Origin of the sequence: Streptomyces sp. McG3 (assembly GCF_018619185.1) — a bacterium.
GTDB lineage: Bacteria > Actinomycetota > Actinomycetes > Streptomycetales > Streptomycetaceae > Streptomyces.
The window spans coordinates 39,669-59,653 of sequence record NZ_JAAXYC010000002.1 but is presented as its reverse complement, the minus strand read 5'-3'; the positions used below and the strand labels follow the sequence as shown (position 1 = coordinate 59,653).

The 19,985-nt window shown below is 72.8% G+C and carries 15 protein-coding genes; 4 read left to right on the top strand and 11 right to left on the bottom strand.

Going from position 1 to position 19,985, the window contains the following annotated elements:
* The first annotated feature begins 4 nt into the window (after positions 1–4).
* The gene (locus tag HET64_RS00655) at positions 5–1,705 is read left to right on the top strand and encodes an ABC transporter ATP-binding protein (RefSeq protein WP_215101058.1); all 1,701 of its coding nucleotides are present in this window, start codon (positions 5–7) and stop codon (positions 1,703–1,705) included.
* 75 nt (positions 1,706–1,780) lie between these two features.
* Here HET64_RS00655 and HET64_RS00650 read toward each other — a convergent pair whose 3' ends face one another.
* The 3 genes from HET64_RS00650 to HET64_RS00640 form a co-directional block, all read right to left on the bottom strand.
* Positions 1,781–2,890 carry an alpha/beta hydrolase-fold protein gene (locus HET64_RS00650; protein WP_215101056.1) on the bottom strand — a complete coding sequence of 370 codons (1,110 nt, stop codon included), beginning with the start codon at positions 2,888–2,890 and terminating at the stop codon, positions 1,781–1,783.
* Between the two features lie 59 nt (positions 2,891–2,949).
* Positions 2,950–3,531: a DinB family protein gene (locus HET64_RS00645; protein WP_215101054.1), complete on the bottom strand. Its 582-nt coding sequence runs from the start codon at positions 3,529–3,531 to the stop codon at positions 2,950–2,952.
* Between the two features lie 81 nt (positions 3,532–3,612).
* Complete coding sequence (locus tag HET64_RS00640; RefSeq protein ID WP_073743887.1) at positions 3,613–4,035, bottom strand: MarR family winged helix-turn-helix transcriptional regulator; 423 nt, start codon at positions 4,033–4,035, stop codon at positions 3,613–3,615.
* A gap of 213 nt (positions 4,036–4,248) precedes the next feature.
* Here HET64_RS00640 and eno point away from each other — a divergent pair, with 213 nt between their 5' ends.
* Positions 4,249–5,553, top strand: a complete 1,305-nt coding sequence (gene eno, locus HET64_RS00635) for a phosphopyruvate hydratase (protein WP_215101052.1) — start codon at positions 4,249–4,251, stop codon at positions 5,551–5,553.
* Positions 5,554–5,817: 264 nt separating this feature from the next.
* Here the strand turns inward: eno and HET64_RS00630 are convergent, their stop codons facing one another.
* Positions 5,818–8,007, bottom strand: a complete 2,190-nt coding sequence (locus HET64_RS00630) for a discoidin domain-containing protein (protein WP_215101050.1) — start codon at positions 8,005–8,007, stop codon at positions 5,818–5,820.
* Between the two features lie 350 nt (positions 8,008–8,357).
* Between HET64_RS00630 and HET64_RS00625 the strand changes: the two genes are divergently transcribed.
* A complete protein-coding gene (locus tag HET64_RS00625) occupies positions 8,358–10,091 on the top strand; it encodes a discoidin domain-containing protein (RefSeq protein ID WP_215101048.1) in 1,734 nt (577 codons plus the stop codon).
* A gap of 82 nt (positions 10,092–10,173) precedes the next feature.
* Here HET64_RS00625 and HET64_RS00620 read toward each other — a convergent pair whose 3' ends face one another.
* Positions 10,174–11,130, bottom strand: a complete 957-nt coding sequence (locus HET64_RS00620; protein ID WP_215101046.1) for a DUF3048 domain-containing protein — start codon at positions 11,128–11,130, stop codon at positions 10,174–10,176.
* A 322-nt stretch (positions 11,131–11,452) separates the two neighbouring features.
* Here HET64_RS00620 and HET64_RS00615 point away from each other — a divergent pair, with 322 nt between their 5' ends.
* A complete protein-coding gene (locus HET64_RS00615) occupies positions 11,453–11,896 on the top strand; it encodes a hypothetical protein (protein WP_215101044.1) in 444 nt (147 codons plus the stop codon).
* 10 nt (positions 11,897–11,906) lie between these two features.
* On the opposite strand, the gene HET64_RS00610 is transcribed toward HET64_RS00615, so the two are convergent.
* The 6 genes from HET64_RS00610 to HET64_RS00585 all read right to left on the bottom strand — a co-directional run bounded on the left by HET64_RS00610 (position 11,907) and on the right by HET64_RS00585 (position 19,977).
* Complete coding sequence (locus HET64_RS00610; protein WP_215101042.1) at positions 11,907–12,455, bottom strand: CchlQ; 549 nt, start codon at positions 12,453–12,455, stop codon at positions 11,907–11,909.
* A gap of 21 nt (positions 12,456–12,476) precedes the next feature.
* Entirely contained in the window at positions 12,477–13,268 is a 792-nt protein-coding gene (locus tag HET64_RS00605; protein ID WP_251144579.1) for an ECF transporter S component, read from the bottom strand.
* Between the two features lie 74 nt (positions 13,269–13,342).
* Positions 13,343–15,094, bottom strand: coding sequence for an ABC transporter ATP-binding protein (locus HET64_RS00600; protein ID WP_215101038.1), 1,752 nt, complete (start codon positions 15,092–15,094; stop codon positions 13,343–13,345).
* Positions 15,091–16,287, bottom strand: coding sequence for an energy-coupling factor transporter transmembrane component T (locus tag HET64_RS00595; protein ID WP_374105522.1), 1,197 nt, complete (start codon positions 16,285–16,287; stop codon positions 15,091–15,093). Before HET64_RS00595 ends, HET64_RS00600 begins: the two co-directional genes overlap by 4 nt.
* Positions 16,277–17,197: a hypothetical protein gene (locus tag HET64_RS00590; RefSeq protein ID WP_215101036.1), complete on the bottom strand. Its 921-nt coding sequence runs from the start codon at positions 17,195–17,197 to the stop codon at positions 16,277–16,279. The genes HET64_RS00595 and HET64_RS00590 overlap by 11 nt, the downstream gene beginning before the upstream one ends.
* Positions 17,194–19,977: a prenyltransferase/squalene oxidase repeat-containing protein gene (locus HET64_RS00585; RefSeq protein ID WP_215101034.1), complete on the bottom strand. Its 2,784-nt coding sequence runs from the start codon at positions 19,975–19,977 to the stop codon at positions 17,194–17,196. Before HET64_RS00585 ends, HET64_RS00590 begins: the two co-directional genes overlap by 4 nt.
* Positions 19,978–19,985: the final 8 nt, after the last annotated feature.

The following is a 19,985-nucleotide window of genomic DNA, read 5'->3' as shown; positions in this document are numbered from 1 at the left end:
CCTGATGAAGACTCCTGACACCGAGCGCCCCCGCCCGGGGGCCGCCATCCTGCGGACGGCGCTGCGCCGCAACATCGGCGCCATGATCGCGGGCACCGTCCTCATGGGCCTCTACCAGGCGGCCGAGACCGCGTTCCCCATCGCTCTCGGACTGATCGTCGAGCACACGATGCAGGACCGCAGCCTCGGCTCGCTCGGCGTCTCGATCGGCTCGCTGGCCGTGATCATCACGACGGTGTCCCTGTCGTGGCGGTTCGGCATGCGCGTGCTGCAGAAGGCCAACACCACCGAGGCGCACCGCTGGCGGGTGCGCGTGGCGGCCTGCGGACTCCAGCCGGTGGCCAGGGACGTGGACCTCAAATCCGGCGAGATCCTGACCATCGCCACCGAGGACGCCGACCAGACCGCAGACATCATCGAGGTGGTGCCCCTGCTGATCAGCTCCCTCGTCGCCGTCGCGGTCGCGGCGGTCGCCCTCAGCCTGGCGGACCTCCGTCTGGGGTTGCTGGTGATCGTGGGGACCGTCGCGATCCTGTCGGTCCTCGCCGTGATGTCCAGGCGGATCGGAGCCAGTACGCAGGAACAGCAGGCCCGGGTGGCCCGGGCGGGCGCCAAGGTCGCCGACCTCATCATCGGCCTGCGCCCGCTCCACGGCTTCGGCGGCAACCACGCCGCCTTCGGCTCCTACCGCAGGGTCAGCACCGACGCGAAGCGCCAGGCGATCACCGTCGCCCGGGTGAACGGCGTCTACGCCGGCACCGCGCTCGCCCTCAACGCGGTCCTCGCCGCGGCCGTCTCGCTGACGGCGGGCTGGCTGGCCTTCGAGGGCCGGATCACCATCGGGGAACTCGTCATGGCCGTGGGCCTCGCGCAGTTCATCATGGAACCGCTGAAGATGTTCTCCGAGATGCCCAAGTACGTGATGATCGCCCGCGCTTCGGCCGAGCGCATGGCTCTGGTGCTGACCGCGCCCCCCGTGACGACACCGGGTCCCGAGCGCCCGGAGCCCGGCGGAGACCTGGAGGTCGACGGCCTGCACCACGGAACCCTCCAGGGGGTCCGGTTCACCCTCGCGGCAGGAGAGTTCGTGGCGATCGCGGCCTACCAGCCGCGCGCGGCGGCCGACCTGGCCGCCGTCCTCGCGGTGAACGTCGCCCCCCACGCGTACGGGGGAGTGGTGCGGCTCGGCGGCCGGGAGATCGCGGACCTGTCGGTCGAGGCGGTCCGCGAGCACCTGCTGGTCAATCCCTACGACGGAGAGATCTTCGCCGGCACGCTCCGGACGAACATCGACCCGTCGGGCACCGGCCGGACGATCGAGGCGGCCGTCGAGGCCTCCCAGCTCACCGATGTCGTCGCCCTCCACCGCGAGGGGCTCGACTACGCTATCCGCGACCGGGGCGCGAACCTCTCCGGAGGCCAGCGGCAACGACTCGCCCTGGCCCGCGCGTTGGCAGCCGACACCGATGTGCTGGTCCTGCACGATCCGACGACGGCCGTCGACGCGGTGACGGAACAGCTCATCGCGCGCAACGTCGCGAAGCTGCGCAAGGGCCGGACCACGCTCGTGCTCACCAGCAGTCCGGCGCTCCTGGACGCCGCGGACCGGGTGCTCGTCCTCGACGAGGGCGTCATCACCGCCGAGGACACCCACCGCAACCTCCTCGCCGGCGACGAGGCCTACTGCCGGGCCGTGGCCAGGTGAACCCCAGGACGGTTCCCGGAGTGCGCCCGCGCACGCTCCGGGAACGGGGGTGCCCGCGCACGCTCCGGGAACCTCTCAGCCGAGAGCCCAGGCGACGTCCCTGAGCAGGGCGTGCCGCCAGCCCGCCCGGTCGTGCCCGGACGCCGAACGCGACACCCGGACCATGGCGCCGGCCCGCTCGGTCAGCTTCTCGGTCAGCTCGCAGTGCGGCAGCATCGGGTGCTCGTGCTCGCCCACGTCGAACGCGCACCGCAGCCCCGACAGGTCGGCACCCCGGCGCAGTCGCTCGGCGACCGCTCCGCCGAGGGCCCCGCCCAGCGGATCCGGCAACGCCTCCGTACCGGGGGCCCACCAGAAGGAACCCGACTGGCAGGCGACCCGCGAGACCAGCTCCGGGAACTCCAGCGCCGCGTACAGGGCGCTCAGACCGCCCAGGCTCTGCCCGGCGACCACCAGTTGGTCCAGGCGGGCCGGCACGTCGGAGTCGGCGACCAGCGGCAGCAGTTCGTCCCGGACCGCCTCCCACAGCTCGGGGCGACAGGCGAACTCGGCCTCGCGGTCCTTGGCCGGCAGGAACACGAGGGTCACCGGGGGCATGTCACCCGAGGCGACGGCCGCGTCGAAGGCGGTCACGGCCGGGTGCAGATACAGCCAGTCGTCCCCGTCGAGCAGCAGCACCACCGGACCGCCCCCGCCCGCCGGGTGGACGCGCACGGTCCGCCGTCCGCCGAGCCGGTCGCTGCTCCAGCGGATCCGGGTGCGGGGGAGGGGGAGCACGTCGTCCGCGCCGAGTGCGGGCCAGTGGGGCTGGGCAGGGGCGTCCGGAGTCGCGGCGACGGACCGGTCCGCCCCGGCGCCGACCGGGTTGAACGGGTCGGCGTGGGCCGCGTCCCCGGCGATGACGCGGTAGGTCACCCGTAGCCGCGCGGGCATCCGCACCTCGGCGTACCAGCAATCCGTACCGCCCCAGCGGCGCAACGGGACGGGTGGCGACCAGCTCTCGAAGTCGAGCACGGGCCCGTTGCCCCGGACCTCCCCGGAACCACGCCACAGGAAGAGGGTCCGCCACCCGCCGTCGGCGGGGACCGACGTGGGCGTACGGGCCGCCGCCCAGAACGCGTCGCTGCCCGGGCGGCCCGGGAGGCCGAAGACGGCGAACGGATTCTCGTCGATCACCGGACGCATGAGCGTCTCCTTGCGAGAGAGGAAGAGGCGAGGCTGGGCTCCCCCTGGATGAGGTGAGCCTAACCCGGCGTCTCCGAGGGGGCGTTGGCGATCCGGTCCCCGAAGGCCGTCGACCGGCCGGAGGAGGCCGCGCGCACCATCCGGAGCTGCCCGATCTCCGCCACGTTCTTCATCAGCTCGGCGTTCACCCACGCGGCCATGTGCGCCATGGTGTGGTCCGGCCCCTGCCCCCAGGGAGACGGGGCGGCGGCGTCGAGAGCCGCGTCGTCAAGGCCGTCCAGCACCCCCAGCCAGGCCTCCCGGAGCTCACGCAGCCAGCCGATCGCCCCCTCGGCGTCGCCCGGCCACGCGACGTCCTCGCGGTTCCGGGGCTCGCGGCCCAGGGAGTGCTCGATCGTCGTGCTCCACCACCAGCCGATGTGCCAGCTGAGCCAGCCGATCGTCGGCACCGGAACGGGGTCGGGCTCCGTCTCGGCCCAGTCCGGCATCCACCGGCCGTCGGCGCGCAGGTGCACCGTCCAGCACAACGGCGTCGGCTGCCAGAGGAAGTCCTCGGTGTCGAGCCGCTCCAGGTGGTACTCGAACAGGGACCAGGTCAGATCGAACTGGCGGCGCAGAAGGTCACATCGCGAAGCGTTCACCGGGCGACCCTGACACACCCGTACGCCCCCGACAACGCGCTTTTCCCCGCCGCCCGGCCGGGCGGGCGGCGGGCCCTGCTCCTAGTACGCGGCGAGCCGTTCCATCAGGGCGGCGCCACGCGCGAGCGTCTCCTGCTCGTCCTCGTCGAGTTCGAGGTCGATGGCCCGGGCGAGCCAGTCGGCACGGCGGTCGCGCTCCGCCTCCAGCGCCGCCCGCCCCACGTCGGAGAGGTCGACGAGGGACTTGCGGCCGTCCGTCGGGTGCGCCCGGCGGACGACGAGGCCCTGGTCCATGAGGAGTCCGACCGCGCGGGCCATCGACTGGGGGCGCACGCGCTGGTCCGCCGCGAGGTCGCTGGTGGTCATGGCCCCGTCCCGGTCGAGGACGCCCAGAACGGCGACCTGACCGTGCGGGATCCGGTCCTCCTGCTTCACGCGCCGCGCGAGTTTGCCCATGGCGACGCGCAGATCGGCGGCGACGGTGGCGGGTTCCGGGGTCGGCATAGGGCACTTTAACCCGTGATCGGCAGCGGGTCCCCGCGGGTGGCCTGCGGATCGGAACCGGTCAGCGCCGCTGAACAGCACAACTGAACAGCAAGGCTAAGCAGCTAATCTGCACAGCACATCTGAACAGTCTTGCTGTAGAGTTGTGCTGTCGCGGCTCGCGCCGGCGTTGTCGCAAGAGTGCCGCGGCGTGTGACTTCGGAAGGACCTCGCATGGCCCGCAAGGCAGTTGAGCCCACCGTCATCCAGTCCGTCACCGCCCGCCGGATCATCGACAGCCGGGGCAACCCCACCGTCGAGGCCGACGTCCGCCTCGCCGACGGGTCCCTCGGCCGCGCCGCGGTCCCGTCCGGCGCGTCCACCGGCGCTCGGGAGGCCGTGGAACTGCGTGACGGCGACGCCGGGCAGTGGCACGGCAAGGGCGTCGACCGTGCGGTCGCCCACGTCAACGCGGAGATCGCCACCGCGGTCGTGGGCCGCGACGCGGACGACCAGGCCGGCCTGGACGCCGCGCTCGTCGCGCTCGACGGCACCCCCGACAAGTCCCGGCTCGGAGCGAACGCGATCCTCGGGGTCTCCCTCGCCGCCGCGAAGGCCGCCGCGGCGGCCCACCGCCAGCCGCTCTACCGCTACCTCGGCGGCGCCGACGCCCGTCTTCTCCCGCTGCCGATGATGAACATCATCAACGGCGGCGCGCACGCCGACAATCCACTGGACTTCCAGGAGTTCATGATCGCGCCGGTGGGCGCGCAGACCTTCGCGGAAGCCGTCCGCATGGGCTCCGAGATCTTCCACACCCTGCGACGTGACCTGCTCGCCGCCGGACATGCCACCGGCGTCGGCGACGAAGGCGGCTTCGCGCCCGCGCTGCGCACGGCGGAGGAGGCGCTCGACTTCGTGATGAGCGCCGTCGAGCGCACCGGGTACCGTCCCGGCGCGGACATCGGCCTGATCATGGACCCGGCCTCGTCGGAGTTCTTCCGCGACGGCGCGTACGTGTACGCGGGCGAGGGCGTGCGCCGCACCCCCTCCGAACAGGTCGACTACCTGGTCAAGCTGATCGACGCGTACCCGGTCGTCTCCATCGAGGACCCGATGGCCGAGGACGACATGGACGGCTGGCGCGAGCTGACTTCCCGCGTCGGCGACCGCTGCCAGCTCACCGGCGACGACGTGTTCTGCACCGACGAGGCGCAGGTGCGCGAGGGAATCCGGACCGGCGTCGGCAACTCGGTCCTGGTGAAGGTCAACCAGATCGGCACCCTGACCGAAGCCCTCGCCACGGTCGCCACCGCCCGCCGTGCGGGCTGGAGCGCCGTGATGTCCCACCGCTCCGGCGAGACGGAGGACACCACGATCGCGGACCTGGCGGTCGCGACCGGCTGCGGCCAGATCAAGACCGGCTCGCTGTCCCGTTCCGACCGCACGGCCAAGTACAACCAACTCATCAGGATCGAGGAGGAGCTGGGCCGGTCGGCTCAGTACGCGGGCGGGTCGCTGCTGGCCCGCTCCCGGTAGCCGGGCGGGGAGTCTCGCCCTCCCGGTATCCGGGCAGGGAGTCTTCCCCTCCCGGTATCCGGGCAGGGGAAACTGACTCCCCCTCCTGCCGGCCGGACGCGGAGACTCCCGGCATGACCCTCCTCGCGCGGAACGGGCGGCCTCCGGTGGACAGGTGCGTCCACCGGAGGCCGCCCTCCGTTCGCGGGGGTCCGGTCCGAGCCGCCGGACACCGGACCGTCCCCCCGCTCCCGGGTCACCGGGTCCGGACCGAAGAGGCCCGGGTCAGGGGAAGTTGACGACGGTCGAAGGAACCGTGGACGTTCCCGAGGTGGGGGACCCGACGTTGTTGATGACGTGCTCGTACTGGCCGTTGCCGCCGAGCGAGACGACGAGCAGGTTGTGGAACTTCACGCCGGGTTTCACCGGTGCCTTGAAGCCGTGTTCCTGCACGATGGTCGGGTCGACGTTGTAGTAGCAGTAGCTGCCCATGCCCCAGCCCTCGTGCTGTTCGACCGAGTCGTCGACGCGGTAGGCGGCGTAGCCCTTCGTGTTCCCGTTCTGGATGGCGGCCTGGTTGGGTGCGTCGTACGCCTTCTCGTTCTGGAAGAAGATCGTGCGGCCGCGCTCGCCGTACCACTCCACGTCGTACTTGTTGAAGTGCTCGACGAAGAGGCCGGTGGCCAGGACGTCGTCGCCGTTGACGCGGACGCCGTAGTCGGCCCGGTTGGTCTCCCAGCCCCAGCCCTCACCGTGGTCGGCACGCCAGACCCAGGTGTGGTCGATGATCGTGTCGTCGCTGTTGACGACGATGCTGGTGGTCGCCTTGCCGGGGCCCGCGCCGCCGATCCGCACGAACACGTCCTGCAGCGAGGTCGGGTTCGCCGAGTGGTCGGCGGACGCGCCCTGCGGCCCGACCTCCAGCAGCGTCGGCGAGTTGACGGGGCCCGCGTCGATGAGGAAGCCCGCGAGCTTCACCCCGTCGACGTCGGCGACCTTCATCGCGGTGACGCCGTTGTCCGGGATGATCGTGGCCAGCCCGAGGCCGAGTACCACCGTGTCGGCCCGGTTCACGTTGATGGTCTGGTCGATGTGGTACACGCCGGGTGTGAAGAGCAGGTTCAGCCCCTGGGCGAGCGCGGCGTTGATCGTCGCGGCCGTGGCGCCCTGCTTGACGACGTAGAAGCGGTTCAGCGGAATGGACTCGCCCTGCTGGGCGCCGCCGTCCCACGAGACGCCGCGCGCGTTGACGCGCTTCGCCGGGACGAAGACCTTGTAGTCGTTGCCGTCGAGGTAGAGGAACGGCTTCTCGCGGGAGATGGGCGTGGTGTCCAGGGTGGTGTACGGCGGGTTCGGGTAGCTGGACGCGGGCGCGCCCTGCACACCGGAGAAGGTCATGTTCCAGACCGCGTTGGTCCAGCCGCCCACCGAGCTGTCGCGGGTGTACCACTGCTGCTGGGAGTAGGGTCCGACCTGGCCGTCGATCTTGCTGTCGGCGATGTAGCCGCCGCTGGCCCAGCCGTAGCCGTCGGGCGCGAGGTTGAGGCCGCCCTTGACGTGCATCCGGCGGAACGGGGCCGCCTGGGAGACCGCCCAGCGGTTGGTGCCGGAGACCGGGTTCAGGGTCAGGTTCTCCGCCGAACGCCAGAAGTTCTGGGTGGCGTTGCCGTCGAACCAGCCCGCGTCCACGGTCACGTCACCGTTGAACGTGGTGTCGTTCGGGTTCAGCCCGAGACCCGCGATCTGCGTGTAGAAGCCGATCTGCGCGTTGAGGTTGTCGTACGTACCCGGCTTGAAGAGGAGCGCGTGCCGGCCGCTGCCGAACTGGGCCTCCTCCTGCTGCTGGAAGATCTCGTCGACCTTGCCCTGGATGTTCGGCGTGGACGGGTCGAAGACATGGACGTTCGGACCGAGGTCGCCGCCGCCCGGGATCTCCGGTCCGCCGCCGTCGCGGGTGCCGAAGACCTTGAACTCCCAGAGCGAGTAGCCGTATCCGGTGGCCCGCTCGGTTCCGGTCAGGCGCACGTAGCGGGCTTCGCCGGAGATGGTGAGGGTCTCGTTGCCGCCCGCCGACGTGGTGGTGCTGTAGGCGGTCGTCCAGGTGGTGCCGTCGGCCGAGAGTTCGATGCGGTAGCTCTTCGCGTGCGCGGCCTCCCAGGCGAGTTCGACCCGGCTGAGGGCGGCCGGGGAGCCGAGGTCGACCCGTATCCACTGGGGATCGGAGAAGGCGCTGGACCAGCGCGTTCCGCCGTTTCCGTCGACGGCGTTGCCCGCGGCGGTGCCGCCGTTCTCCTGGCTCGACGCGGTGACCGCGCCGCCCTGGGAGAGCAGGACGGGAGCAGCCTGTGCCGGAGCCGCCTGCACGGCCGCGAGCAGCGCCGCGACCAGCGTGGTGACGAGGCCGAGGGCCAGGGTGCGCCATCGTTGGGACGCGGCCGCCGGGGGCCGCGAGGGTCTGACGAGGGCAACGGACATGTGTGCATCTCCTGAAAGATCGGGTGGGTGGGGAGGCAACAGGTGCGGGCGTCACTCCCACGAAGAGGAGAGAGCGCTCTCTCGGTAGCCGAATGATTCTCCCGCGTTTCCGTCACGTCAAGAGTTGTGCACAGGAAGGCCGTAGTGGGGTGGCCGGGCCGCCCGATGTTTCATCTCCTGAAAGCACAAAGCCAGTTGGTCGGCATCGGGGTGGCGGATCGGAGGTCCGCCACCGGCCGCTCGAAACCAACTCCGCCGTAAGGCTTGACGGTTCAACGGGGGCCCGCCAGTCTCCCCACTGCGGGGGAGCGCTCTCTCGGCCTCATCCCCTCACAGCACAAGGAGTTCGCATGGAAGCCCGTGGAACACCACGGTCGCGCGGCGCCCTGGCGGTCATGGCCGTCGTGGCCCTCCTGTTCACCCTCTCGGTGGCCGTGGCCCCGGAACGTGCCGCCGCCGCGGCCGTTCTCGTCTCCCAGGGAAAGCCGGCCACCGCCTCCAGCACCGAAGGCCCCTTCGGTGCGGCAGCCGCCGTGGACGGCGACACCGCCACCCGCTGGTCCAGCGCCTTCGGCGACGACGAGTGGCTCCGCATCGACCTGGGCGCGAGCACCTCGATCGGGCGGGTCGTCCTCGACTGGGAGGCCGCGTACGCCAAGGGCTATCGCATCGAGGTCTCCGGCGACGGCCGGGAGTGGACCTCGATCCACTCCACCACGACGGGGGCCGGCGGCGTCGAGACGCTGACGGTCTCCGGAACCGGCCGTTACATCCGGATGCACGGCACCGAGCGCGCCACCGCCTGGGGCTACTCCCTCCACGAGTTCCAGGTCTACTCCACCACCGACGGCACCGCCCCCGGCGACGACGTCCTGCTCTCCTACGGCAGGACCGGCTCCGCCTCGACCTCCCAGCACGACGGCACCTGCTGGGAGTGCTCCCCGGACAAGGCGTTCGATCGCGACCCCGCCAGCCGCTGGGCCACCAGCCCCGAGGGCGGCTGGACCGACCCGGGGTGGATCGCGGTCGATCTCGGCGCCCGCGCCGAGATCAGCCGGGTCGTCCTCCAGTGGGACCCTGCCCACGCCAGGGCCTACCGGATCGAGGTCTCCGACAACGGGACCGACTGGACGACGATCCACGAGACGACGTCGGGCGCGGGCTTCAAGGAGACGCTCGACGTCAGCGGCACCGGCCGGCACGTACGCCTGAACGCCACCCAGCGCAGCGGTGAATACGGCTACTCGCTCTGGGAGTTCCAGGTCTGGGGCACCGGGGGAGCCCCGATCCCCGCACCGCCGCTGCCCGCGGACCCCACGTACGACCGACTGGTCTTCAGCGACGAGTTCAACGGCCCCGCGGGCGCGACGCCCGACCCCGCGAAGTGGGTCCCCGAGACGGGCCCGGGCCCCAACAACGAGCTGGAGTACTACACCGAGAACAAGAACGCCGCCCAGGACGGCAACGGCAGCCTCGTGCTGGAGGCCCGCCGCGAACCGACGCCCGGCTCCGCCTGCCCGCCCGACCCGCTGAGCGGCAGCACCACGTGCCAGTACACCTCCGCGCGGCTCAACACCTACGGCACGTTCCAGTTCACCTACGGCCGGGTCGAGGCGCGCGTCAAGGTCTCCGGTACGCAGGGTCTGTGGCCCGCGTTCTGGATGCTGGGCGCGGACTACTTCGACAAGGGCCGCCCATGGCCCTACACGGGCGAGATCGACATCATGGAGCACGTCGGCAAGGAGCCGAACACCACGTACTCGACGCTGCACGCCCCCGCGTACCACGGTGCGGCCGGTTACGGAGCGCCCTACTCACTTCCCGGGGGAGCGGACTTCGCCGACGACTTCCACACCTTCGCCGTGGACTGGGACAGCAAGGGCATGACGTTCCGGGTCGACGGCCAGGTCACGCACACGGTCGACAAGGAGGAGCTGGAGCGCACCCGCGGACCCTGGGTGTTCGACCACGACTTCTTCCTCATCCTCAACAACGCGGTCGGCGGTGACTGGCCCGGCCCGCCCGACGCCACCACGCGCTTCCCGCAGAAGATGAGCGTCGACTACATCAAGGTCTGGCAGTAGAGAACGTGCACCCCGGGCGTCCGGGTGGTGGGGCCGACCCCGCCGGCCGGACGCCCCTGCGGGCGCTGCGGCGATCCGTCGCTCAGGCGCCCCCGCGCGGCGCGTACAGGATCCACAGCGGCCCTTCGGCGAGATCGACGCGCTGTCCGTCGGGGGTGGTGTACACGGTGTCCGCGTCGGCCGCGCTCCGCGTCCATCGGGTTTCGTACGCCCGGCCGTCCCGCAGGACGACCGCGTCTCCCGAGCCCACGGTCTCGGTGAACGGGCTGGTGTTCCCGGACCGGTCGCGGAAGTCCGACGGCCGTACGGTCACGTCCTGGACGACGACCGTCCCGGCCCCGAGCCGGTCGCCCTCGGTGGTGCGGGCGGGGGAGCCGTCCAGGGAGACGAGCCACCGCTCGCGTCCGGCGGACCAGGTGAACGTCACGGAGGCGGACGGATAGCGAACCGTGCGGCTGTCCTCCCGCTCCCCGCCGGGAGGTGGCGCGCCGGTCTCCAGCCCCAGCTCCCCGACGGCGTTCACCCCGGAGGCCTCGAACGGGATCCGCTGCGGCCGCAGATAGAGATTGTGCGGCGCGGGCCGGTCCGGACCCCGGAAGTACGCCCCCGGCGCCTTGGAGGGCGGCACGGGGTCCAGCGGCGCGCGGTCGATGACCGGCAGCAGCCTGCTCTGGGCCCCCGAGAAGGCCAGCGTCGGCCGGTCGAACTGCCGCAGCAGCTCAAGATCGGTCTCCCGCGCACTGCGCACCGGGCCGATGACCGGCGGCAGGGCGGAGGAGTACACGGCGAGGATCCGGCTCAGGCCGGCCTCCACCTGCTCGACGTAGACGATGTCGGCCCGCTCCAGACCGGTGTGGGGGCGTGCGGGCGCCACATTGTCGATCTTCACGGCGAGTACGGCGGCCCGGCCCGGCCCGGAGGGAGAGCTGCTGCGGGGCGAGGGTGCGGAACCGTCCCCGCCCGTGCACGCGGCCGTGACGGACAGCACGAGCGCGGTGAACAGCGCTGCGGCCGAGGTCCTGATTCCGGCTGCGGACATGGCGACCGCCCTTCCGGGGCGTCGGCCGGCGGCGTCGGCGCAACGCCGTCGTGTCGTGGTCCCTCATCCATCATCACGCATCCGGCGCCGGCATGGTTGCGCGAACGCCGGTCCCGAGCGGAAACAGCCCCGGACGGCCCCGGACCGCCCCGCACGACGGGCGGCGCATCCGGGCCCCCGCACGGACCGGCCGGACCGGCCGGAAACGCCCCGTGCCGTGCCCATGATTCCGCTTCCGCGGGGGCGGTTCGCTCTCTACGGTTGCACCAGCGACGGGCAGTACGTCCGGAACGGCACGACAGGTGAGGCAGAGGGGGGTCCGGTGGAAGCCGAGTTGACGGCACTGGCGGCATCGGGGGCGACGGCCTTCGTGGGACTGATGGTGACGGAGGCCTGGACGCAGGCGCGCGGGCGGGTGGCCCGGTTCCTGGCGCGGGGCGAGGACGTCGACGTGATCGACGCGGAGCTGGAGGAGTCCCGCGAGGAACTGATCGCGGCACGCCGCGACGGCGACGAGGACGGTGCCTCGGACGTCGCCGCCGAGTGGCGGATCAGGCTCCGCCGGGCCCTGCGCGACAATCCCGGGGCCGCGGAGGAGCTGCGCGGCCTGCTCGACGAGCTGGCGCCCGGGCAGCCCGCCGGAACCACCGTCTCGATCAACCACAACACCATCAACGACGGAACCTACAACGGACCCGTGATCATGGCCCATTCGATCCACGACGGCGTCCGCACGGCGCCCCGCCAGGAACCGGATGCCAGGTGACGGCACCGGGTCACGCTCCCGTGGTGAGCTCCCCCCGGCACACCGGGCACCGTTCCTTGCCGTCCCAGGCGTCCCACCCGAAGGACGCGGGCGAGAACGTCCGGTCCTTCAGTTCGCCGCGCACCGCCACCCGGTAGGCCCACACTCTGTCGAGGTAGGGGTGGTAGGCGTCGTGGAAGGCCGACGAGGTGTGCGTGGCGCCCGTGCCCACGACGCGCTGGACGGCACGCAACTGCTGGAACATCGCCTGTCCGGCGCCGGCCACGTCGGCGGAGGCGTCGATGAAGAACCGCTCGCGGACCTCGTGGACGGCCGCTTCGTCGAGGGCCGCACGGGCGGCCAGGTCCGGGTCGACGGCCGGATCCTGCGCCTGGGCTATGCCGCGCAGCCGGGTGTGGCATCTCCCGACGGCGGCGATGAACTCGATGTACACGGCGCGCCGCCGCTCCTCCGCCCCGCGGTCCCTCTCATGGCGCCGGCGCAGGCGGTCGGCCAGCACGGTGCCCGATATGGCGATGAAACCGCCGCTCACCGTCGCGACGAGCGTGCCCCAGTCCATGGTTCTTCCCCCCGGAAACGATCACGGTCCCTGCGGCCCCGAATCTATCCCCGCCGGAGCCCCGCCACCGGGTTTCCGGGAAGCGAAGCGGACCGGGGCCCGGAAGCGGGCCTTCCGGGCCGCCCGGCGGAAGGTGGTGAGCACCGCGGGGCCCGCCAGCGTGACGAGGACGAAGTTCGTGACCGCGCGTCCGGTGTCCCAGCCGAGGGAGGTGGCGACGTCGAACGCCAGGTAGCGCTGCCACTGTTCGGTGAAGGGGAGACCCGGAAGGTAGGCGATGGAGCTGTTCGGGTCCACCGAGAACGGCCAGAAGGACAGGTTCAGCAGAAAGCCGAAGAGATAGCCGGAGAGCGATCCGTAGACCGCGAGCATCATGACCTCCAGGCGTCCCGTGGCCCGGGGCAGCATGCCCGCCAGCATGCCGACGAAGGCGCAGCCGAACATCTGGTACGGCATCCACGGGCCGACCCCGCCGGTGATCAGCGCGGACGCGAACAGCGAGGTGCACCCCAGGGTGAAGCCGAAGCCAGGACCGTACACGCGGCCCGCCAGGACGAGAACGAAGAAGACCGTCTCGATGCCCGCCGTCCCCGCACCGAGCGGGCGCAGCGCCGCGTTCACGGCGGAGAGCACCCCGAGCATCGCCAGGGCCTTGGAGTTGATGCCGCCCTCGGCGATCTCGGAGATCACCACGCACAGCACGAGGATCAGCAGCACGCCGAAGATCAGCGGCGGCGCGTAGTTCGCTCCCAGCCTGCCGGGGGCGACGACGAACGGCCAGAAGAAGGCGACGAGGCCGAGGAAGGCCGCCATGGCGATCACGATCCCGGCGCGCGGCGCGATGCGGATGGCCCCGGCGGAGCGGTCGGTGAGGTCTCCGAGGTCCTTCACGCACCCGCCTCCTCGTGCGGGAGCACCGCCGTCACCTGGTCCACCGTCAGGTACGGGAGCGGCGACAGGATCTTCGCCACCTGCGGGGCGAAGACGGGGGAGGCGACGATCACTTCGCCGGTCGTCCCGTCGGCGACGATGTCGCCCTCGGCCAGCACCACGACCCGGTCCGCGGCCCGCGCGGCGAACTCGACGTCATGGGTGGAGACGACCACCGACCGTCCCTCGGCCGCCAGTTCGTCGACCATGGCGATCAACTGGGTCTTCGCGCGGTAGTCGAGACCGCGCGTCGGCTCGTCCAGCAGCAGGACCCGGGGCGCGGCCGTCAGCTGGATCGCGAGGACCAGCGCCAGCTTCTGGCCCTCGGAGAGGTCGCGTGGATGCGTCGCACCGTCGATGCCCGGGGCCAGGCGGTCCAGGATCGTCCGGGCGGGATGCCCGGCTCCTTCCGCCCGGGACTCGGCGTCGGCCTGGTCGAGCTCCTGCTCGACGCTCTCCAGATACAGCAGGTCGGTCGGGGTCTGCGGTACGAGTCCGACCAGCCGCCGGGCCTCCGCGGCGGACAGGCTCTTCGGATCGCCGCCCTCCGCCGGACGGCCCCGCCCCGATGGCCCGGACCCGCCCCGGCCCCGGCGTACCGGACCCGGAGCGCCGGGCCCGCTCCCGTCCGTGCGCGCCGGGCCCGGTCCAGCGGGCCCGCCCCGGCCGACCCGCACCGTTCCGGACGTACGGTGCCCCGATCCCTGGAGCGCCCACAGCAGCGACGACTTGCCCGAGCCGTTGCGGCCCATCAGCGCCGTCACCTCCCCGGCCCGCAGGTCGAGGTCCACATCGCGGACCGCCGGGGCGCCCCGGTACGCGACCGTGATCCCCCGGGCCCTGAGCAGTTCCGCGCCCGGAGGGCCGGGGGCGGCGCGCACCGGCGGGGGTGCCGTGCCCTCCAGCGCCGTACGCAGCGGTCGGGCGGCCCGGCGGGCATCGCGTACGGACAGGGGCAGGGGCGACCAGCCCGCCGCCCGGCCCAGCTCGACGATGGGCGGGGCGATCGACGACGACGTGAAGATCTCCGCCGGCGGCCCCGACACCACCCGGCCGTCCCCCGGCAACTGGATGACGCGGTCGGCGTACTGCACCACCCGCTCCAGCCGGTGCTCGGCCAGCAGCACCGTCACCCCCAGGTCGTGGACCAGCCGGGTCACCGCGGCCAGTACCTCCTCGGCCGCCGTCGGATCGAGCGCGGACGTCGGCTCGTCCAGCACCAGGACCCGTGGGTGGGCGGTGAGCACGGAGCCGATCGCGACACGCTGCTGCTGCCCCCCGGAGAGCTCGTGCAGCGCCCGGTGGCGCAGATCCGCGAGCCCCAGCAGGTCGAGCGTCTCCTCGACGCGCTTACGCATGACGGCCGGCGCGATGGCCAACTGCTCCATCGAGTAGGCGAGTTCCTCCTCGACCGTGTCCGTGACGAACCCGTCCAGCGGATCCTGGCCCACCACGCCCACGACATCGGCGAGTTCGCGCGGCGGGTGGTCGGCGGTGTCGCGGCCGTCGACCATGACCGTGCCGTACAGCGTGCCGCCGGTGAAGTGCGGGACGAGCCCGTTGACCGCGCCCAGCAGGGTCGACTTGCCGACTCCCGTATGCCCCACCACGAGGCACAGTTCGCCCTCGTCGACCTTCAGGTTCACGTCCCGCAGGACCGGCTCGTCGGCGCCGTCGTACACGACGGACACCTGGTCGAAGGTGATCATGCGGCTTCCTCGGTGCGCTGCGCGGGGATGTGCGGAGTGGGCGGATCGGGCGGCGGCGCCAGGAACCCGGCCGCGCCCGCGAGCAGGATCGCGGCGGCCGGGACGAGCGGCAGCGTCGGCCAGCTCAGCGGATAGATGGACGGGTTCAGTTCGGCCGGGTCGTAGCCGACGTTGACGAACAGCAGCACGGCGGAGACCACTCCGCAGGACGCCACCGCCGACTCCGCGAACCGCCACGGATCCGGCCGGTACGTCGTCCGCGTCACCCGGCGCCCGCCCAGCCGCAGCCCGGCCAGGCAGAGCACCGAGCCGGCCGCCAGGGCGGGCAGCCCCAGCAGCGTGGGAGCGGTCGCGTCGAGGAGGCCGTACGCCCCGGCACACAGCCCGCACATGCCCAGCAGCATCAGCGCCCCGGTCAGCCGGCGCGAGCCGCGCGTCGCCGACCCGGCCCGGCCGTAGCCGCGCGAGTCCATCGCCGCGGCCAGCCGGAGCGACCGCTCCAGCGCGTCCTCCAGCACCGGGACCACGATCCCCCTCAGCGCTCGCAGCCCCTTGTTGCGGCCCGCCCGCAGCCGGCGGGCGCGGGCCACCCGCTGCACGCTCTGCACCAGTTGGGGGGCGACGCTGATCGACACGGTCACGGCGACACCCAGTTCGTAGAGCGCGCCCGGCAGGACGCGCAGCGCCCGCTTCGGATTGGCGAGGGTGTTCGCCGCGCCGATGCAGCACAGCATGCAGGCGAGGCGCAGTCCGTCCGTCGCGGCCGACAGCAGCGCCTCCAGCGAGACCGGGCCGCCGAGCTGGATGCCCGCGTACCAGTCGGGTGTCGGGATGTGCGGCAGGGAGAAGAGGTAGTGGTCGGTCGGCCGGATTCCGGTGGCGAAGACCGCCCGGAAGATCACCCGGATCGCCACCACCACCAGCGCCAGGTAGAGGTAGTACGTGAAGCCCCGCGCCCACGGGGCCTCGGTGCGGCGTGTGGTGACGACGTAGCCGAGCACCGCGAGGACCAGGAAGAGCAGCAGCGGGTTGTTGGTCCGGCTGACCGCCGTGGCCAGGGCGAGCGCCCAGATCCACCAGGCGACCGGGTGCAGGGTGCGCGGCAGCCGCCGGCCGCCGGTGTCCGGCCCGGGGGCGGACACCGGCGTGCCCGGCTCAGACGCCGCCCGGGCCACGCGGTGACTACTGCTCACGGCGGCGGCGTTTCGCGGCGAAGAGGGCCGCGCCGCCGATGACCACCACGAGGCCGGCCGTCGCCGCCACCGGCACGACGGACCCGGAGTCGTGCTCCACGTCGGCCGCCGGGGCGGCGTCCACCACCTTCGCCGGCTTCTCCGGCGCAGCCGCCGCCGGCCCCGTCGTCGAAGCGGACGCACTGGGGGAGGGAGTGGAGGAGGCGGACGGGGACCCGCTCGCGGAAGCGGAGGGCGACGCGGACTCCGAGACCTCCGGTGCGGCGGCCGACGGAGGCGGAACCTGGCCGCCGCCCGCCGGCCGCTGCGTCGTCCGTACGGGATCGGGCCTCGGCTCCGGTGCCGGATCGCCGCCCGTGGGGCGGGAGTTATGGGCGCGCAACTGGTTCGGGGTGACGGTCGGGCGGCCCTTCGTGCCCTCGATGTTCGTCCCGCCGAAGATCCACAGGTCCACGCTGCCCGGCCGGGGCCGGTAGCTCATCGCGCCGAGCTGGCTGTACTCCCAGGTGTTCTCCCCGGGGTCGGCGTGCCAGTACGACCAGTAGGCCGAGGCCGGCGGGGTGAGGACGCAGTCCTCCTGCTGGGACGTCGGGTACTGCTTGCCGCCCTGGTGTCCGCTGTAGCCGATCCGGCAGATGAACGCCGGCCCGTCGTGCCCGGTGCCGGTGGTCCGCCAGCCGCCCTGGTTGAGCAGCTCGTAGCCGGTGGTCGGCGTCGTACCGCAGGACCGGTAGACGGGGCCGCCCCAGTGGCTGAAGTCCACGGCCAGCACCACGCCCGAAGAGGTGGTGCACCGGCCGATCGGCTGCGGGGCCGCGGACGCCTGCCCGGTGGGGGCCAGCAGCGCCGCGCCGGCCAGTCCGAGGGCCCCCAGGGCCCGGGCGGCGCCGCGAAGGAGGCGCGGGTTCACCGCTGACCACCCGCTGCCGCCGCACGCCGGTTCCGGGCGGCGACGACCGTGCCCCGGCCCACCAGGACCAGCACCGCGGCGGCCGCCGCCAGGCCGAGCGCCTGGGCACCGGTCGACGCGAGGGCGCCCCCGCCGCCGGGACCGTCGGCGTGCACGACGCCGCCGCCCGCGCTGTCCCCAGGAGTGACGATCACCGGGGCGGACGAGGTCGGCACCGGGTTCGGGGTGGTGCCCTCCAGGTCGCGGGTCAGGGTGCCGAAGGAGATGCCGGTGGACCCGCCGACGGCCTGCGCCGAGGCGCGGATGTCCGAGCCCCGCTGACCCTCCTTCGCGACGTTGAACCCGCCGTCCTCGTTCTGCTGCGATGCGAGGAACCTCAGCGCCCTCGTGATCTGGGCGTCGTACTTCTCCGCGTCCAGGGAGAGGCCCTGCACGGCGAGCCCCGCGGAGTTGACCGAGTTGCCGGACGCTCCGGGGAAGCCGCCGTCCGCCAGCTGCCGGGAAGCCAGCCAGGCCAGCGCCTTGTCCACGGCGGCGGCGTGCGCGTCGCCCGGGACCAGGTCCAGCGTCATCGCGGCCATCGCCGTCGAGTCCACCTCCGAGTCGCCCGTCGCCGGGATCAGGCTCGGCCAGGCCCCGGAGGCGTGCTGGAGCCCCGCGAGGTACGCGATCGGGGCCTCGGCCGCCTTCTCCTCGCCCGCGCGCACCTGCGCCAGGATCCCGAGGGAGTGGGCGAAGACGGACGGTGCGTAGGTGTAGGCGCCCGCGGCCGGGCAGCTGCGGTCCGGGGCGGTGCTCGGCTTCGCGCAGACCGCGTCGGCCAGGCCGGCGATCAGGTCCCGGCCGCCGAAGTCCCGCGGATCGCGTTCGACGACCTGGGCGAGGACGGCCGCCTTGCCCATCGATCCGCCGAGCGCGTGACTGCCGCCCAGCCCGGTCCAGTCGTCCAGGGTCCGGCCCTCGCCGTCCTTGCCGCCCTGTTCCAGGAAGTCCACGATCGTGCGCAGCGCGTTGTCGTCGTGCCCGGTCGCCGCCAGCGCGAACGCACCGTCGATGGTCAGGCCGAAATCGGCGCGTCCCGTCTTCTCGTCGCCCTGGTAGTAGCGCCCCTGATGGAGATGGGACGGGCGGGTGAGGTAGGCGATGCCCTTCTTCAGGTCCGGTCCGATCCCCGGCGGGCGGGTCGTCGGCCGCGGGGTGGGGCCGCCGGTCGCCGGGGGAGTGGTCGGCGGGTCCGTGGGCTCGGGGGCCTTCGCGACCAGGGTGACCAGGTCGACGCCCGCCCCCGCCAGCACGGCGGGGCCGGTCGCGTACAGCGCGGGGTCGGTGGCGCCCTCGCCGAACCCGAAGCCGCCGCCGTCCAGTTGCTCCCGCGACAGCCAGGCGACGGCCGCGTCCGCCGCGCCGCCGTCACCGAGCGCGCGCAGCGCCTGGGCCGCGTACGCGGTGGGGGCCACGGAGCCGGTGGTCGCCCCGTTGGCCGGCGGGAACGCGCCGGAGTCCAGCTGCGCCTTCTTCAGATACGTCCGCGCCCCGGCGACGACGGCGTCCTGCCCGCCCGCCTCCTTCAGCACCATCGCGACCAGCCCCGTGGTCATCGGATCGCCGTCGCAGTTCTCGCCGGGGCGGATGAGGATGCTGGTCACCGAGCCGTCCTGGCAGACCAGTTGGGCCAGCCTGTCCACGGTCCCGGCGGGCGGCCGGACCCCGCCGCGCAGCAGTGCCAGCACGGCCAGCGCCTGCCCGTCCGCGTACGTCGCGCCGTTGAAGTCGCCCTTGGCCGTGCAGCCTGGGGTGGGGCTGCCCGCGTCGGGGCCCGCCGGGCACACGTGCTCCGTGAGGTCGCCGAGCAGGTCGTGCCCGCCGAAGTCGCGCGGGTCGCCCTCGGTGATCTCCGCGATGAGCGCCAGCCGGGCGGCCGCCGGGGCGTCGGGCGCCGCGTCCGTGCCGTTCGGGTAGGCGTAGGCGGCGGTCCGGCCGGCGAGGTGGGCCGTCACCTTGTCCAGCGCCGGGCCCTTGCCGCCCGCCGCCGCGAGCGCGTACGCGGCCTCGGTGGTGAGGAAGTCGTTCGGCGCCTCGGCCCCCTCGTCCACCACGTGCGTGCCGTCACGCAGTTGACCGCTCACCCAGCGGGCGGCGGCCGGTACGTCGATCTCCCCGGCGGGAACGCCCGGACCGTCGGTCGGGCCCTCGGTCGGACCGGGCGTCGCCCCGCCGCCCGCGCGGACCTCGTCGGGGGTGAAGGTGGGGCGGCCGGTGGATCCGCCGATGTCGGTGCCGCCGAACACCCACGCGTCCACGTCGCCGGCCCCGGGTGTGCGGCTCATCGCGCCGAGCGGACTGTAGGACCAGGTCTTCTGGCCGGGCGAAGCGATCCAGTACGACCAGTAGGCGGTGGCCTGCGGGGTCAGCACGCAGTCCTCGGCTGCCGGAGTCGGGTACCGCGTACCGGAGTTGAACGAAGCGTTGCCGATCCGGCAGATGAAGCCGTCGCCGTCGTGCTGGGTGCCCTCGGTGGTGAACCCGCCGTCGCGGAGCAGTTCGAAGCCGGTGGCCGGGGTGGTGTCGCAGCCGCGTACCACACCGCCGCCGAACGGTGTGAAGTCCACCGCGACGATCGCGCCCTTCGTGGCCGTGCACTCCTCGACGGGGTCGGCGACCGCCGGTCCCGCGCCGGTGACGAACGCCACGCTCGCGGCGAAGGTCACCGCGGCGGCCGTGATGAGCGGGAGAAGTCTCTTCTTCCCCACGCGCCGGTCCTGTTGCTGTGCGGTCCCCACCACGGCCC

Excerpts from the sequence above, each read along its gene's own strand:
- HET64_RS00610 (WP_215101042.1), bottom strand. The coding sequence starts at position 12,455 with ATGGACTGGGGCACGCTCGTCGCGACGGTGAGCGGCGGTTTCATCGCC.
- HET64_RS00600 (WP_215101038.1), bottom strand. The coding sequence starts at position 15,094 with ATGATCACCTTCGACCAGGTGTCCGTCGTGTACGACGGCGCCGACGAG.
- HET64_RS00625 (WP_215101048.1), top strand. The coding sequence starts at position 8,358 with ATGGAAGCCCGTGGAACACCACGGTCGCGCGGCGCCCTGGCGGTCATG.
- eno (WP_215101052.1), top strand. The coding sequence starts at position 4,249 with ATGGCCCGCAAGGCAGTTGAGCCCACCGTCATCCAGTCCGTCACCGCC.
- HET64_RS00620 (WP_215101046.1), bottom strand. The coding sequence starts at position 11,130 with ATGTCCGCAGCCGGAATCAGGACCTCGGCCGCAGCGCTGTTCACCGCG.
- HET64_RS00640 (WP_073743887.1), bottom strand. The coding sequence starts at position 4,035 with ATGCCGACCCCGGAACCCGCCACCGTCGCCGCCGATCTGCGCGTCGCC.
- HET64_RS00650 (WP_215101056.1), bottom strand. The coding sequence starts at position 2,890 with ATGCGTCCGGTGATCGACGAGAATCCGTTCGCCGTCTTCGGCCTCCCG.
- HET64_RS00605 (WP_251144579.1), bottom strand. The coding sequence starts at position 13,268 with ATGGCGGCCTTCCTCGGCCTCGTCGCCTTCTTCTGGCCGTTCGTCGTC.
- HET64_RS00655 (WP_215101058.1), top strand. The coding sequence starts at position 5 with ATGAAGACTCCTGACACCGAGCGCCCCCGCCCGGGGGCCGCCATCCTG.
- HET64_RS00630 (WP_215101050.1), bottom strand. The coding sequence starts at position 8,007 with ATGTCCGTTGCCCTCGTCAGACCCTCGCGGCCCCCGGCGGCCGCGTCC.